A 15,202-nucleotide genomic window follows, 5' to 3' on the forward strand; every position below is an offset into this window, starting at 1 on the left:
TATAGTCCCATTTTAGCTTGCTCCCAATATAAAATTGAGACAAGCAGTAAATGTGACAATATTCATTAAGAATTCTCAAAGTCCAATTACAATGCCACTTTACCTATTGCATATATCAACACGCATTTAAAACATATCCTAATTTTAATTTTTTCATTGTTGGTTTTCAGAAAAATTTAAATGTTTTAGAAAATATTAATCACAAAAATAAGTATGAATTAAATAAAATAGGGGCATAATAAAATTAATCCTTATTTATATATAATAAAAATTTAGTCTCTTATAGTTAGTACTATTTACTTGTTAACTTTTTAAAATACTTATAAAAACAAGGGTATAAGAAAATAAAATATACTTTCTTATACCCTGTTTTTCATTATTAGCTCTGTTTTATATAAATGTACTACCAAAACATAACATTTATGTTTTTATTTCTTTCCAAATCTATCAAGTGCATTTTGTAAATTTTCAATTTGTAATTCAAATTGATCTTTTAAATCTGTCACCTCTGTTTTATCAATAATGTCCTCATCTTTTTTATCTTCAATTTTATCTTTAGCTTCATCAACATTATCTTTAAGTTCGTCTAATTTGTCTGTTATTTCATCGAATTTATCCTTTAAGTCTTCACTCTTTCCTTCTAGGTCAGCTTGATTTAATTTATCTGTTAATTCATCAGCTTTATCTGCGAATTCTTTCATAATTCTTTCTTTATCTTCATCAAACTCGTCCATTTTATCTGCTATTTCAGATGGAGTATCTCTTAATTTGTCTTTTAATTCTTGAATGTCATCTGAATCAAATATATCATCAACCTTTTCTGAAGATGGTGTTTCATCTTCTGATTGTTTTACAGTCAAAACATAATCATCCTGTAAATTACACCCTATTAGACTAAATCCCAAAATAAAAATTAAACCCATAGATATTATTAAATTTCTTTTTTTCATTTATTCACCTCAAACAAAAACTTATAATTTTCATATGTATTTTACTTATGTATCATATTTTAATACTTTTGTATCTTTTATTCAATGTTTTTAGACTAATCAGTACTAAAAAAATAAAAACAAGCACCTCAAAATGATTTCATAATCATTTAGAGATACTTTATTTTAACATATATTTATAAAGCTTCTATAATATTTTCATCTATAACTTCGTCTTCATTTTCAAATATTTCTTCATTAAATTCACCTTCTTGTTTTGCTACTATGGTTGTACAAATAGCATCACCTGTAATATTAACAGCAGTTCTAGTCATATCTAATATTCTATCTATGCCCATGATTAAAGCTATACCTTCTACAGGTAAATTTACTGAATTAAATACCATTGATAATGTAATAAGTCCAACACCCGGCACTCCTGCTGTTCCTATAGATGCTAATGTTGCAGTAAGTATTACTGTTATATAGTCATTTATACCAAGATTTATTCCAAATGCTTGTGCTACAAATACAACAGCAACTCCTTGCATTATTGCTGTTCCATCCATATTTATAGTTGCTCCTAACGGTATAGTAAAAGATGAAATTTTCTTAGATACACCAATCTTTTTACTCAGTGTATCTATTGATAAAGGAATAGTCGCATTTGATGTTGCCGTAGAAAATGCGAAACTCATTACTGGTGCAAATTTCTTAAGAAACTTTATAGGGCTAAGATTAGAAAATCCTTTTAGCATTATCATATATGTTCCTAAACATTGTAATGCTAAAGCTAAGAAAACAGCACTCATATACTTTAACATAGGCGTGAATGCATCCCATCCAATAGTTGCAAATGTAGTTGCTATCAAGCAAAAAACTCCTATAGGTGCAACTTCCATAACTATCATTGTCATTTTCATCATTATTTCATTACTTGCCTTAAAGAAATCAGCTACTATTTCTGTTTTTTTCCCTAAAGTAGCTAAAATAATTCCTACCATCATCGCAAAAAATATTATTTGAAGCATATTTCCTTCTGCTAATGCATTTATTGGATTTATTGGAATTATATCTAAAATCACATCAGAAAATGCTTTACTTTCAGCTATAGTTGGTTCAGTTATTTGAATACTAGACATATCAAGACCTATTCCAGGATTTATAAGTTTTCCAACACTAATAGCTATAGTTACAGCAATTGCTGTAGTAGCTATATAAAATGCCATTGTCTTTATACCAACTTTTCCAAGCTTCTTAGTATCACCTATTGCTAAACTACCACATACTAGTGAACAAAACACCAACGGTACTACAAGCATTTGCATTGCCCTTAAGAATCCTTTTCCTAATATCTTAAATACCCCATCAATTAAGATAACATCTCTAATCGTTCCTTTTGGAACAAAGTTATATAAAATTATACCACAGATTGCTCCAAGTATTAACGCAATAAATACCTTTGTAGTCAAACCTAATTTATTTTTCATAAAGTCCCCCCAATCATTTGAAAATGAATTATAAAATTATTTTCTTGCATTTGTTATATTTATATTATATTCTACAGTTCAAAGATTGTCCATATATTTGTGAGTTTATCTACTTATATCATATTAAATTTTTTAATAGTATATAATATTTTTTGTAATTTTATGAATAAACTACAATTCACTTATTCATTTTACATACTTTTGACACAATTGAATTTTATTATATAAAATAATTCACATTAAATCTAAAGTTTATATGCAGGATCTACATGTTCTAAAAGTTTAGATTTTTTTCTTTACATCTTATTTTTCCTCTTTAATTTAAAATTAAAGCTCTCCGAACTTATATTTGCTCAAATTTTATGTAACAAAAAAAGCATATTAGGTGGCAACCTAATATGCCTAAAATAAATTCTATAAATTTTTAATCATTCTTCTTTTTAGAAACATCTTTTAATGTATCTGCAATTGCAGCTATACTTCCAAGTGATGATAAAGTTTCATTTGGTAATATAAGCTTATTTGCTGGGTTTAACGCCATTTCTTTAAGAGCTTCAACTTGCTTTAAGGCAATAACTGTTTCATTAGTCCCAGATTCAATAATCGCAGTATTAACTTTTCTTATCGCTTCTGATTCTGCAATGGCTATTTGTTCAATTGCTTTAGCTTTACCTTCTGCTTCAAGTAATTGAGATTCTTTTAAACCTTCTGCTCTTCTAATATTAGCTTCCTTTTCTGCTTCAGCTTTAAGTATTTGAGATTGCTTTTCTCCTTCAGCTTTTTCTATTTGAGATTGTCTAAGCCCCTCTGCTTGAAGTATCATAGCTCTCTTATCTCTTTCAGCTCTCATTTGCTTTTCCATAGCTTGTTGAATTTCAGCAGGTGGTATAATATTCTTTATTTCAACGCTTAAAATCTTTATACCATATGCATCAGTAACTTCATCTATTATACTTAAAAGGTTTTGGTTTATTGAATCTCTACCACTTAGTATTTCATCCAAACTCATATTACCTAGAATATTTCTTATATTTGTTGTTGCTGAATAAACTATACCTGATTTATAATCCTCTATGTTGTATACTGCATCTTTAGCATTTAACATTTTAAAGAATATTACGTTATCAACTGAAATTTTTACATTGTCTTTAGTAATAACTGATTGTGGTGGTACATCTAAAATTTGTTGTTTTGTTGAAACTTTTCTTCTAACAAAATCAACAAAAGGTATTAAGAAATGCCATCCTGGTTCCAATACTCTACTGAATTGTCCAAATCTTTCTACAATACATAAATACCCTGTATTTACTACTTTTATTGACGAAAATATTGTAAATATTATAAATATTAATATTAGTGGTGTTCCTATAAGTCTAAACATTTTTGTTTTCCTCCTCTAACTTTTTAATTCTAAATTTTGCTCCATCAATGCTTGTAATAATGAACCTTTCGCCTGCCTGAATATTCTGCCCTTCATTAACTACAGTCCAATATATTCCATTGATTTTTAAGGTTGCTTTTTGGTCTATATTTTCTTCTGCTGTTATAACTTTGCCTATATATGTCTCTTCCATAAGCGGTATTCTATGTTCTGAGTTTTTATATTTCTTTCTTATCCATGGATATCCTATTGATATTGATATTATTCCTACTATTAAAAATATTATTACTTGCAACAAAAAAGTAGCTTTCAATCCAGCTGCAAAAATTGCTGTAAGTGCTCCTATGGAAAACCATACAAATAAAAAACTGCTGGTAAAAACATCAATCACAAATGCTGCAACCGCAATCACAATCCAGAAGATTATACTTCCCATCACCTTCACCCCTTTTCTTTTATTTCCTAAATTTCTTAATATTAGTATACCATTAATTAATATGCAACAATTAATTATTTAAGATAACTCTATTATACAGTATTAATTACTTTATTACAACATATTTCTTATCTTTTAAGCAATTATTTACCATCCCTTACTTTTCTTTAAAATACCATATATACTATTATCGAACATATTCCAATTGATTTTATATAATTTTCAGCATATTATGATTATATATACAAATGCTATTTGGTTATACTAAAAGCATATACTAAAAAAATTGGAGTTGATCTAATATGGATTTTATAAAAATTGCATCCGCATGTCCAAAAACTAAAGTTGGAGATATCAATTATAATATATCTAATATTTTGAAATGTATAGATGATGCTAAAAGTAATAATAGTAAATTTATAGTTTTTCCAGAACTTTGTGTAACTTCATATACATGTGGAGATTTATTCTTAAATGATACTTTATTAAACAAATCAATAACTGGAATAAATCAAATATTAAATGCTACAGAAAATTGTGATATGTTAATTGCGCTTGGAGCACCACTACTTATAAATAGTGTGCTTTATAATTGTGCCTATTTGCTTTTCAAAGGTAAAATATTAGGTATAGTTCCTAAATCATATATACCCAACTATAGTGAATTTTATGAAAAAAGATGGTTTACAGAAGGACTTTCTTTAGAAACGCAAGAAATAGATTTACCTATTCAAAAAAATGTACCTTTCGGAACAAATCTCATCTTTTCTTCTCAAATAGCTAATTTCGGAGTTGAAATATGTGAAGACTTATGGGTAACTATACCTCCTAGTTCATACCTCTCTTTATTAGGTGCACATATAATAGGAAATTTATCTGCTTCAAATGAATTAGTAAGCAAAAAAGATTATAGAAAAAGTCTTGTTTCAAATCAAAGTGCTAGATGTCTTTGTAGTTATGTATATTCTTCTGCCGGAGTGCATGAATCCTCTACAGATTTATTATTCAGTGGACATTTAATGATAAGTGAAAATGGTTCTATTTTAAAAGAAAATGAAAGATTCCAAAGAGAAAATGAAGTTATTTACTCTTGTGTAGATATTTTTAAACTTAAATCTGAAAGACTAAAAAACCTTAGCTTTAGAGATGCTACTAAATTCACAGGAAAAAAACCTCATATAATAAACTTTAAATTTGGCTGTACTAATATTAGTCACTTTGACAGATTTATAGATAAACATCCATTTGTACCATCATCTAAAATAGAGCGTGAAGAAAGATGTAAGGAAATATTTAATATCCAAAGTGCTGCTTTAGCTAAAAGATTTGAACATACAAGTTCTAAAAAAGCTGTAATTGGAATATCTGGAGGATTAGACTCTACCCTTGCACTTCTTGTTATAGTTAAAACATTCGAACTACTTAACTTAGATAAAAGTAATATAGTTACTATAACAATGCCTGGTTTTGGAACAACAGATAGAACTTATAACAATGCATTAACTTTATGCAAAGAATTAAATTGTGATTTAAGGGAAATAAATATAGTAGATGCTTCTCTTCAACATTTTAAAGACATAGGACATGATAAAAATATTCATGACGTTACTTATGAAAATGTTCAAGCAAGAGAAAGAACTCAAATTTTAATGGATTTAGCTAATAAAGAACAAGGTCTTTTAATAGGAACTGGTGATTTATCCGAGCTAGCCCTTGGATGGTGTACTTATAACGGTGATCACATGTCAATGTATTCAGTAAATCCATCTATACCAAAAACATTAGTTAGATATTTGGTTAGATATGTTGCTGAAAAGGAATCTAACGCAGAAGTTAGTAAAACACTTATTGATATCTTAGATACTCCTGTAAGTCCAGAATTACTTCCTAAAGATGCAAATGGAGAAATTTCGCAAAAGACTGAAGATATAGTAGGACCTTACGAACTTCATGATTTCTTCCTATATAACTTTATAAAGCATGGATCATCAAAAGATAGAATTTTATTTTTGGCTAAAGAAGCATTTAAAGATGATTATAGTGATGAAGAAATTGAAAAATGGCTTAATAAATTTATGTGGAGATTTTTCACTCAACAATTTAAAAGAAGCGCTTTACCAGATGGTCCAAAGGTGGGAAGTATCTCTTTAAGTCCTAGAGGAGATTGGAGAATGCCTTCAGATGCAGAACCTTGGAAATAATTATAAATTAATCAATATTTTTATAATTATGTTATTAATCTAGTAATAAATAGAGACTTTTTATGCTTAACTATAGAAATTTTGTTTTAGTAGTGTTAGAATAAAATGTATTAAATAAAGGCAATAAGCCTATAGATATGGAGGAATGTACAATGGGGAAAAAAGTTGATATGGATTGGGGTAAACTAGGATTTAGTTACATAAAAACAGATTATCGTTATATTTCAACTTGGAAAGATGGTAAATGGGATGATGGTAAGCTTGTAGAAGATAATATGCTTAAAATGAGTGAAGCTTCTACTGTTCTTCATTATGGTCAAAGTTCTTTTGAAGGATTAAAAGCTTATACAACAAAAGAAGGGAAAATACAATTATTCAGACCTAATAGAAATGCTGCTCGTATGAATGAAAGTTGTGATAAACTTCTTATGCCAAATATTCCTGAAGAAAAATTTATAGACGCATGTATGCAAGTTGTTAAAGCTAACGAACATTTTGTTCCACCATACGGTACTGGTGCAACTTTATATATTAGACCTGTTATAATGGGAGTTGGAGATAATATCGGCGTAAAGCCAGCATCTGAATATATTTTTACAGTATTTTGTATGCCAGTAGGACCTTACTTCTCTGGTGGATTAAAACCTTGTAACTTTATCGTTCAAGATGAATTTGATAGAGCCGCTCCACACGGTACTGGAAAACAAAAAGTTGGTGGTAATTATGCAGCCTCTCTTGAAGCTCATAAAAAAGCTACCGATGCTGGATATGCAGATTGTATTTATTTAGATCCTACTACCCACACAAAAATCGATGAAGTTGGGGCTGCAAACTTTATAGGAATAACTAAAAATAATGAATTTGTAACACCTAAATCTTCATCAATATTACCTAGTATAACAAAATATTCTTTACTTTATATAGCTGAACATTATTTAAATATGCCAGTATATGAAAGAGAAGTTTTTGTTGATCAATTAGATGAATTTGCAGAAGCTGGTGCTTGTGGTACTGCTGCTGTAATAACTCCAATTGGGGCTATAGATTATAACAGAAAGAGATTTGTGTTCCATAGCGAAACTGAAGTTGGACCTACAATAAAGAAATTATATGAAATACTTTCTGGAATCCAAACAGGTGATGTAGAAGCTCCTGAAGGATGGATATACGAAGTTAAATAGATTTTTAATTTATACTATATTTTAAACAAGTTTTAATATTATAGCATAAAACTTTTAAAGTAAAGAAGCTTACTTTAAAAAAAGTAAAATTAAAATAAAAAGCAAGGTATCCTAAAAAAATATTAATTAAAATATTTTTATCTACCTTGCTTTTTATACTATTTAATTTATACTTTCCAGTATTTATCATTTTAGTATTCCTAAGTTCAATTACTTAGTCCACTTTACTTATGCATATATCAATGCACTTTTAAAACACAGCCCATTATTTAAATATATCCACCATCAGCTCTTATAATTTGACCTGTTATATAAGAAGAATCATCACTACATAAAAATGAAACTATTTTTCCAATTTCATTTGCATTTCCAAATCTCATCATTGGAATTTCTTCCTCTAATGCTTTTTTATCATCACCTTGTAAAAAAGCATTCATTTGTGTATCTATAACTCCTGGTGCAACACAATTTACCCTTATATTAGATGCTGCTACTTCTTTTGCTAAGGATTTCGTAAATAGATTTATTCCACCTTTTGTAGTAGAATAAACCACTTCACACGAAGCTCCCACTTCCCCCCACATAGATGAAATATTTACGATTGATCCATATTGTCTTGATATCATATCTTTAATAACATGTTTCGTTAAATACATAGCTCCTATTAAATTTGTATTTAATAAATTATCAATATCTTCCTTAGTTAAATCCATAAATAATCCTATATTACTTTTTCCTGCATTATTAATTAATATATCTACTTTCCCAAACTTCTCTATAGTATGTTGTACTAACTTTTCACTTTCTTCATAAGAAGATATATCACACTTATATACTGCACCATATCCACTAACATCTTTTATTTCTTGCAGTGTTTCATTTGCACCATCATCATCTTTAGAATAATTTATAATAACGCTTGCGCCTTCTTTTGCCAATTCTACAGCAATTCCCCTTCCAATCCCTCTTGAAGAACCAGTCACGATTGCTATTTTCCCAACTAATTTTCCCACGTTTTTTCTCCTCATCTTATCTATTTTAATACTCAGTATATTATTTTTAAAATTATCAATTTATTCAATCGTATTTTAATTATAGCCCTATATTTTTAATATGTGTAATATAATCAGTAAGTAAAATAGTTTTGCAATTTTAATATTCTTAGATTTAATTACTATAATCTACTCAATTTTACTTATACATCTATTCACACCTTCCCAAAACATCTTCTAATATAAAGTCTATTTTAACACCTCATTAAAAACTCTTTTAACATTTTTGTAGAAGATTTTTTCTACATCATTTTCTGTAAATCCATTTTTCTTAAGCACATCATATAGCTTATAAAACTCTGAGCAATTTTGTATTTCAACCTCATTATCTATTCCATCAAAATCACTACCAAGAGCTATAACATCGATTCCTCCAATATTTCTTATATGCTTTATATGCGTTAGCATTTCTTCTATAGAAGATATTTCTTCATTGCCTAAAAAACTAGAGCAAAAATTTATTCCCATTACTCCACCTTTATCTGACAATAATTTTATCATTTCATCAGTAAGATTTCTAGGATGATTAGTTATTGCACGTGAATTAGAGTGTGATGCTATAAAAGGTTTCTTACATAATTTAACCAAATCATAAAATCCACCATCAGATAAATGCGATACATCTGGTATAATACCTAAAATCTCCATCTCTTGTAATATATCTTTACCTAAAGATGTTAATCCATTTTCTTTAAAAATATAGTTTGCATTTGGGTATCCAAGCTTATTTTCATAATTCCAAGTGATTGTAATTATTCTAATTCCCATTCTATAAACTTCTCTTAACTTTTCAACATCACCTTCTATTACTTCCCCTTCTTCTATAGATAAAAATGCTCCTATTTTATTTTTTCTATTACATTCATCTAACTCTTTTATATTAGTTACAATTTCTATTTTATTTGAATTGTTATCTAATTCAAGTTTAAAGTTATTATAAAGCTTTAAAAACTCTTCAAAAGGAGTTTTAGTAATGTCTTGATCTATAAAAAAAGCAAATACTTGTGCTAAAGCCTCTCCTTTTTTTAATTTATCTAAAGTAACCTTACAAACATCATTTTTTATGTTTAATTTATCATAGTATATTTTACTTGCAGTATCACAATGTAAATCAATAAAATTCATTTATTTTTCCTCCAAAATTTATTTCATTTTATAATCTTTTTGCATAATCTAAATATTTTTCAATTTTCTCTGGTCCCCCTATTATGCTTCTCTTTATATATAAACTATTTTTTTCATCAACTTCTACACTCCATTTTATCAAATATATTTGACCATCTACTATTTCAATTGTAGTTATTGTTGACGGAAATACACAACATCCATCATTAAAATAAAGACCCTTTCCCGCTTCTGGAAAAACATCATGATGGGTATGTCCACAAATAAGCATTCTTTTTTCTTTTCTTGCTGTTCTCTCTAAAATTTCATCAATTTTACTTCCTTTTCCATAGTTGTTAGCCGGACTCACTGGAGCCTTAAAGCCTGCAAAGCCTTCTAATATTCTCCAAACATATCTAACTAAAAATCTACTTATTTTCCATAACTCACAATTCATAAAATCTACTTGATGACCATGAAAAACTAATATATCTTTGTTCGTTGGAGTATATCTCAAAACAAGGCCTTCATGAAATTGTATATTATTATAAAGTTTAACTAACTCTTTACCAAAATTATATCCTATTTGAGCAAGTAATTTTTCTTGCTTAGGTATAAAATTAGGTTTAGCTTTTACCATATCATGATTACCATAAAGTAAATATAATCTTTTTTTAGCATTAAATTTATTTAATATTTTAAATATATCATCATAATTATAAGCTATATCTATGCAATTCTTATTTTTCCATAATTCATCCCCATCACCTATTTCAATTAAGTTAAAGTCATCCTTCAAATAATATCCAAGAGCTGCTTTGTATATATTTTTATTAGGCCTTAATGAATCCGCATTTCCACCATCACCTCTATGCATATCGCTTATAAAAACTATTTTAGAATTTTTATCAAATTCTAATACTGGACTATCTTTTGATATTCTCTTAATAAATTTACCATTCATTATAAAACCCTATTTAAAATTAATTCTATCTATTATATGCATTTATTAAATGTGTGGTTAATTATATAAGGTTCTGTTTTAAATATGTGTTGATATATATAATAGGTAAAGTGGCATTGTAATTGGACTATACTCATCTTAGCATTCCTAAGTTCAATTACTCAGTCCATTTTGCTTATGTATATATCAACACTCTACTAAAACACAGCCTTACATGAAAAAAAGCTGTTCAAAACAGAAATTATATTTCTATTTTGAGACAGCTTATCTTAAATAATTAAATTCAATTATTATTTATATAGAGGATACTTTTCACATAAAGCTTTTACTCTTTGCTTATATTGTTCTAAGTCTTTATCTCTATTAATGATTGTTTCGTTGATTATATCTGCTATTTCTTCCATGTCTTTTCTTTCAAATCCTCTAGTTGTAATAGCAGCTGTACCTATTCTAACTCCTGAAGTTACAAAAGGACTTCTAGTTTCATTTGGTACTGTATTTTTGTTAAGAGTAATTCCTACTTCATCTAATAATTTTTCAGCATCTTTTCCTGTAATATCTTTGTTATTTAAATCTACAAGAATTAAATGATTATCTGTTCCATTAGATACTAGCTTAAATCCTCTTTTTACTAGTTGTTCACCTAGCTCTTTACAGTTTTCTACAACGCTTGCCATATATTCTTTAAAACTTGGATCTAAAGCTTCCTTAAAGCATACTGCTTTCGCTGCTATAATATGCATTAATGGACCACCTTGCATTCCTGGGAATATATTTTTATCTAAGTCCTTAGCATATTTTTCCTTACAAAGTATTAATCCACCTCTTGGACCTCTTAAAGTTTTGTGTGTTGTAGATGTAACAAAATCTGCATATGGTACTGGTGATGGATGTAATCCTGCTGCTACAAGCCCAGCAATATGAGCCATATCAACCATTAAGTATGCTCCAATTTCATCACAAATTTCTCTAAACTTCTTAAAATCTATTATTCTTGAATATGCACTTGCACCTGCAACTATTAACTTAGGTTTGTGCTTTATAGCCAATTCTCTTACTACATCATAATTTATTTCTTCAGTATCCTTATCTACTCCATATGATACAAAGTTAAATAATTTTCCTGAAAAATTAACTGGTGAACCATGAGTTAAATGACCTCCATGGCTTAAATCCATACCTAATACAGTATCCCCATGTTCTAAAATTGTAAAATAAACAGCCATATTAGCTTGTGAACCAGAATGTGGTTGAACATTTGCATGTTCTGCTCCAAATAACTCCTTAGCTCTTTCACGTGCTATTTCTTCAACGCCATCTACTACATAACATCCACCATAGTATCTCTTACCTGGATATCCTTCAGCATATTTATTTGTTAAATAGGAACCCATAGCCTCCATTACAGCTTCACTTGCGACATTTTCTGAAGCTATTAACTCAATTCCATTTTGTTGTCTTTCTAATTCCTTTTCAATTAAAGCATAAATTTCATTATCTTCTCTGCTTATGTGTTCAAAATTCATTTTATCACCCCAATATTTTTTTACAAAGTTTTCTTATAATTTAGCATATTTTAGTATATTAAATTATTATTATATTAAATTATAAGTTCTCCGACCAAATTTATCAACTATTTTTTTCTTTTAATTATAAATTACTTCAAATTCTTCACAAACTACCAACATATCTTCTGCAAATTCCTTATTAAAATCTTTTAATTCCCTATTAAAAAAATCAATATGTCCATTTCTCGAATTAAGTTCAAATATTCTTTCCACATTTTATTTATACTAGTATGTTCATTACTCATAATTCTTCCCCCAAACAATACTTATTATTTAAATACTACTATATAATTATATTTAATATAAAATTAAAAATCATATTTTTATATCTGGAGCATATCATAGCATTTGATGTAATCTACTACCCTAAGAGACCTCATTAACTTTCAAGTCATAATATGACATTATTCTTCTTTGACATCATATATTAATAAAGGTATACTAAGTACATAAGTTAGCTAAGGCGACTTACAAAATATAATATCGCGGGATGGAGCAGCTGGTAGCTCGTTGGGCTCATAACCCAAAGGTCGTAGGTTCAAGTCCTGCTCCCGCAACCATAAAAAAACAAACTCTTATAGTTATTATAAGAGTTTGTTTTTTACATACAATTTCTTTATTTTATAGTCTCATATTCATTATTTAGTAATATTTTTTACATAATCTATCCTTATTCCTTTCTATTATTGGAATATATTTAAAATAAAAAAAATAAGGAGCTATTATAATAAAAAAAGAGCTAGTTTTAATACTAACTCTTTTTAATAATTATGCTATTTAGAATTCTCAACATTTATATTCCATGGATAGTTAGTTTTTATGATTCTTTAAAATTCTTATATAATGATTAGCTTCTCTTAGTACATGATCAGCAAGAAGTGGTAATATTATAGATTTTATTTTACATTCAATTATCCCTTCCGTACCTGCTTTCTTAAAATCTCTTAATCTAATTGTTTCTAATAATGTATCATTTATGCATGTGCTCATTGACATATCAGTTATATTTCCTGATTTTTCAATTAAATCACTATATTCTTTTGCAAACTTACTTGAAGTGTTTATTAATTCATCCTCACTAGGATCAAGTAATCCTCTAATAAACAAAGCATGTTCCATCATAATCTGATCCCAAAACAATTGAACTTCTCCAATATCCCCTTTACCAATATCCTCTTCATTCTCAAGCGCACATATATATGAATGATATAACTTAGCTTCATGTATTATATGTTGAATAAGTAAAGGATAATTTAATGTAAATAATTCACAATTCAACATTTTTTCTAATACTTTCATTTTAAAGTCTATAAGACCATTAAGTAACTTTATAGCCCTATTATTAAGTTTTTTCACACAATTTACTGTTCTACTATCAATATGTTTTTTATTTTCACACTTCAATTCTTTCTCCATTTCGGTTATCTTAGAATTTATATTTATTCCTGTATAATACTGTGTCTTTTTTTCTGTACTTAAAGTATAATCAGTAAAAATTTCTCCAGAATCTATTACAAATTCTCTAACTCTTCCATCGCTTAGCTTAACTGTATCTAATAAAAGCTTTTCAAACTCCATTTTATAATTTTCAGCTTCCTTAGAAAATTTAGTGTTTTTAGGTGTAAATCCCGCCTCTAAAAACAAAGAATGTTCCTTCATAATTCGTCCAAAAAAAAGATGTAATTCTAATGATAAAGTGACATACTTTTGACTACTTAGCATAGTTTTCCTCCAAAAAAATTTTATTATATTATACTCTTAAGGAAACCTTTTTGTTCATCTTATCCTAATTAGTTCTCCATAGAATAGTTTTATTTTATATACTCAATCCATCTATTTTCTAAATCTTTTTCCGTAATTCCAAAAATATTTTCATAATCACTAGATGACTTTAAATCTTTAAGATAATTCCCTAAATTATAAGCACAACTTTTCACTTAAAATATGTTATAATTCATAATACAAACTAATACTTTATTGGTACTAACTCAAGGAGATAAACTATGCGAATAATATCAGAAAATAACTTATGTGAAAACAGACCTTATATTAATTTAAAAAAGCTATCAGTAAAAACCTCACTAAGAGTAGCTTCAGCTGATGGACTTGGCTTTAAAGGCACTTATATAATAAACCAACATACTCAATCTTTATCTAAAAATAATAATTACACTTCAGAATATAATAAAGGCATTGAAAAAATAACATTTTATACAGAAAATTTACACGAAATGTTATTAGTTGAAGTTAATTACTCATTTAGAAGTGATGCTTCTTCTGCTAAATTTAAAGTTTATGTTATTTTAAATAATATTAAATATGCCTTACCATTTAATTATTTTGAAGATGTTTATGTAAATTGTATGGATATATTAAATAAAGAATTAAGTGATAATGAAAATTTAATTTACATAAAAGAAGGCTTTAATAATTTAAAAAAGGAAGAGATATTAGTAGATCTTAAATTAAATTTAGAAAGATTATTGGAATTTAAAGATAAAGTTAATTACAAAAGAAATGTTAATTATTTTGTAATTAATAATATAACTTCATCTATTTCAAAATATGATATAAATAATAAAAATAATAAAATAGAAATAAATGATAGAGTGAAAGTTCTTAGACATGACTATAAAACTAGGCTTTATAACTTTGTAAATCCTAGTGATAATAGTAATACAGTGATTTTGAATGAAACTGATATAATTTGTGATTTAGGTGATGAAAATAACTTCCCAACTGTTAGTATATATACTAAATATGGTCTTGGGAAATTATTAGACATTAAGAATAATGTTATTCCAACAAATAATACATTATCATTATTTGCTAATCTATTAGATTTAGGATTAAATGTTCTTAATTAGTTTTAAATAATATAAGACTAAAAAACACT

Annotated in this window: 14 protein-coding genes and 1 tRNA gene; 4 read left to right on the forward strand and 11 right to left on the reverse strand. The window is 27.5% G+C overall.

What is annotated here, in order from left to right; genetic code table 11:
* Positions 1-428 precede the first annotated feature (428 nt).
* The 4 genes from NG901_RS03855 to NG901_RS03870 all read right to left on the reverse strand — a co-directional run bounded on the left by NG901_RS03855 (position 429) and on the right by NG901_RS03870 (position 4,236).
* A complete protein-coding gene (locus NG901_RS03855) occupies positions 429-950 on the reverse strand; it encodes a hypothetical protein (protein WP_252212432.1) in 522 nt (173 codons plus the stop codon).
* Between the two features lie 176 nt (positions 951-1,126).
* Positions 1,127-2,419 (reverse strand): dicarboxylate/amino acid:cation symporter, encoded by a 1,293-nt coding sequence (locus NG901_RS03860; protein WP_252212433.1) that lies wholly within the window; start codon positions 2,417-2,419, stop codon positions 1,127-1,129.
* Positions 2,420-2,843: 424 nt separating this feature from the next.
* Positions 2,844-3,800 carry an SPFH domain-containing protein gene (locus tag NG901_RS03865; RefSeq protein ID WP_252212434.1) on the reverse strand — a complete coding sequence of 319 codons (957 nt, stop codon included), beginning with the start codon at positions 3,798-3,800 and terminating at the stop codon, positions 2,844-2,846.
* Positions 3,793-4,236 carry an NfeD family protein gene (locus tag NG901_RS03870; RefSeq protein WP_252212435.1) on the reverse strand — a complete coding sequence of 148 codons (444 nt, stop codon included), beginning with the start codon at positions 4,234-4,236 and terminating at the stop codon, positions 3,793-3,795. Before NG901_RS03870 ends, NG901_RS03865 begins: the two co-directional genes overlap by 8 nt.
* A 302-nt stretch (positions 4,237-4,538) precedes the next feature.
* Between NG901_RS03870 and NG901_RS03875 the strand changes: the two genes are divergently transcribed.
* Together NG901_RS03875 and NG901_RS03880 are read left to right on the forward strand one after the other, a co-directional pair.
* Positions 4,539-6,437 (forward strand): NAD(+) synthase, encoded by a 1,899-nt coding sequence (locus NG901_RS03875; RefSeq protein WP_252212436.1) that lies wholly within the window; start codon positions 4,539-4,541, stop codon positions 6,435-6,437.
* Between the two features lie 152 nt (positions 6,438-6,589).
* Entirely contained in the window at positions 6,590-7,618 is a 1,029-nt protein-coding gene (locus tag NG901_RS03880) for a branched-chain amino acid aminotransferase (protein ID WP_252212437.1), read from the forward strand.
* 269 nt (positions 7,619-7,887) lie between these two features.
* Here NG901_RS03880 and ymfI read toward each other — a convergent pair whose 3' ends face one another.
* The 5 genes from ymfI to NG901_RS17105 form a co-directional block, all read right to left on the reverse strand.
* Positions 7,888-8,646, reverse strand: coding sequence for an elongation factor P 5-aminopentanone reductase (gene ymfI, locus NG901_RS03885; protein WP_286674013.1), 759 nt, complete (start codon positions 8,644-8,646; stop codon positions 7,888-7,890).
* Between the two features lie 213 nt (positions 8,647-8,859).
* Positions 8,860-9,795 (reverse strand): dipeptidase, encoded by a 936-nt coding sequence (locus NG901_RS03890; RefSeq protein WP_252212439.1) that lies wholly within the window; start codon positions 9,793-9,795, stop codon positions 8,860-8,862.
* Between the two features lie 28 nt (positions 9,796-9,823).
* A complete protein-coding gene (locus tag NG901_RS03895; protein WP_252212440.1) occupies positions 9,824-10,738 on the reverse strand; it encodes a metallophosphoesterase in 915 nt (304 codons plus the stop codon).
* A 290-nt stretch (positions 10,739-11,028) separates the two neighbouring features.
* Complete coding sequence (gene glyA / locus NG901_RS03900) at positions 11,029-12,264, reverse strand: serine hydroxymethyltransferase (protein WP_252212441.1); 1,236 nt, start codon at positions 12,262-12,264, stop codon at positions 11,029-11,031.
* A 120-nt stretch (positions 12,265-12,384) separates the two neighbouring features.
* On the reverse strand, positions 12,385-12,519 hold the full coding sequence (locus tag NG901_RS17105; protein WP_286675174.1) for an ASCH domain-containing protein: 135 nt from the start codon (positions 12,517-12,519) through the stop codon (positions 12,385-12,387).
* A 271-nt stretch (positions 12,520-12,790) separates the two neighbouring features.
* Between NG901_RS17105 and NG901_RS03905 the strand changes: the two genes are divergently transcribed.
* Positions 12,791-12,866 (forward strand) — tRNA-Met (locus tag NG901_RS03905).
* A gap of 250 nt (positions 12,867-13,116) precedes the next feature.
* On the opposite strand, the gene NG901_RS03910 is transcribed toward NG901_RS03905, so the two are convergent.
* Positions 13,117-14,028, reverse strand: coding sequence for a DUF2935 domain-containing protein (locus NG901_RS03910; RefSeq protein WP_252212442.1), 912 nt, complete (start codon positions 14,026-14,028; stop codon positions 13,117-13,119).
* Between the two features lie 89 nt (positions 14,029-14,117).
* Complete coding sequence (locus tag NG901_RS17110; RefSeq protein WP_286675175.1) at positions 14,118-14,243, reverse strand: hypothetical protein; 126 nt, start codon at positions 14,241-14,243, stop codon at positions 14,118-14,120.
* Positions 14,244-14,309: 66 nt separating this feature from the next.
* Here NG901_RS17110 and NG901_RS03915 point away from each other — a divergent pair, with 66 nt between their 5' ends.
* Entirely contained in the window at positions 14,310-15,173 is an 864-nt protein-coding gene (locus tag NG901_RS03915; protein ID WP_252212443.1) for a hypothetical protein, read from the forward strand.
* Positions 15,174-15,202: the final 29 nt, after the last annotated feature.

Origin of the sequence: Clostridium sp. CMCC3677 (assembly GCF_023845585.1) — a bacterium.
GTDB classification, from domain to species: domain Bacteria; phylum Bacillota; class Clostridia; order Clostridiales; family Clostridiaceae; genus Clostridium; species Clostridium aquiflavi.

Bases quoted from the DNA above. Each gene is read 5' to 3' on its own strand.
- NG901_RS03880 (WP_252212437.1), top strand. From the start codon at position 6,590: ATGGGGAAAAAAGTTGATATGGATTGGGGTAAACTAGGATTTAGTTAC.
- NG901_RS03855 (WP_252212432.1), bottom strand. From the start codon at position 950: ATGAAAAAAAGAAATTTAATAATATCTATGGGTTTAATTTTTATTTTG.
- NG901_RS03910 (WP_252212442.1), bottom strand. From the start codon at position 14,028: ATGCTAAGTAGTCAAAAGTATGTCACTTTATCATTAGAATTACATCTT.
- NG901_RS03895 (WP_252212440.1), bottom strand. From the start codon at position 10,738: ATGAATGGTAAATTTATTAAGAGAATATCAAAAGATAGTCCAGTATTA.
- NG901_RS03865 (WP_252212434.1), bottom strand. From the start codon at position 3,800: ATGTTTAGACTTATAGGAACACCACTAATATTAATATTTATAATATTT.
- NG901_RS03890 (WP_252212439.1), bottom strand. From the start codon at position 9,795: ATGAATTTTATTGATTTACATTGTGATACTGCAAGTAAAATATACTAT.
- NG901_RS03875 (WP_252212436.1), top strand. From the start codon at position 4,539: ATGGATTTTATAAAAATTGCATCCGCATGTCCAAAAACTAAAGTTGGA.
- NG901_RS03860 (WP_252212433.1), bottom strand. From the start codon at position 2,419: ATGAAAAATAAATTAGGTTTGACTACAAAGGTATTTATTGCGTTAATA.
- glyA (WP_252212441.1), bottom strand. From the start codon at position 12,264: ATGAATTTTGAACACATAAGCAGAGAAGATAATGAAATTTATGCTTTA.
- NG901_RS03870 (WP_252212435.1), bottom strand. From the start codon at position 4,236: ATGGGAAGTATAATCTTCTGGATTGTGATTGCGGTTGCAGCATTTGTG.
- ymfI (WP_286674013.1), bottom strand. From the start codon at position 8,646: ATGAGGAGAAAAAACGTGGGAAAATTAGTTGGGAAAATAGCAATCGTG.
- NG901_RS03915 (WP_252212443.1), top strand. From the start codon at position 14,310: ATGCGAATAATATCAGAAAATAACTTATGTGAAAACAGACCTTATATT.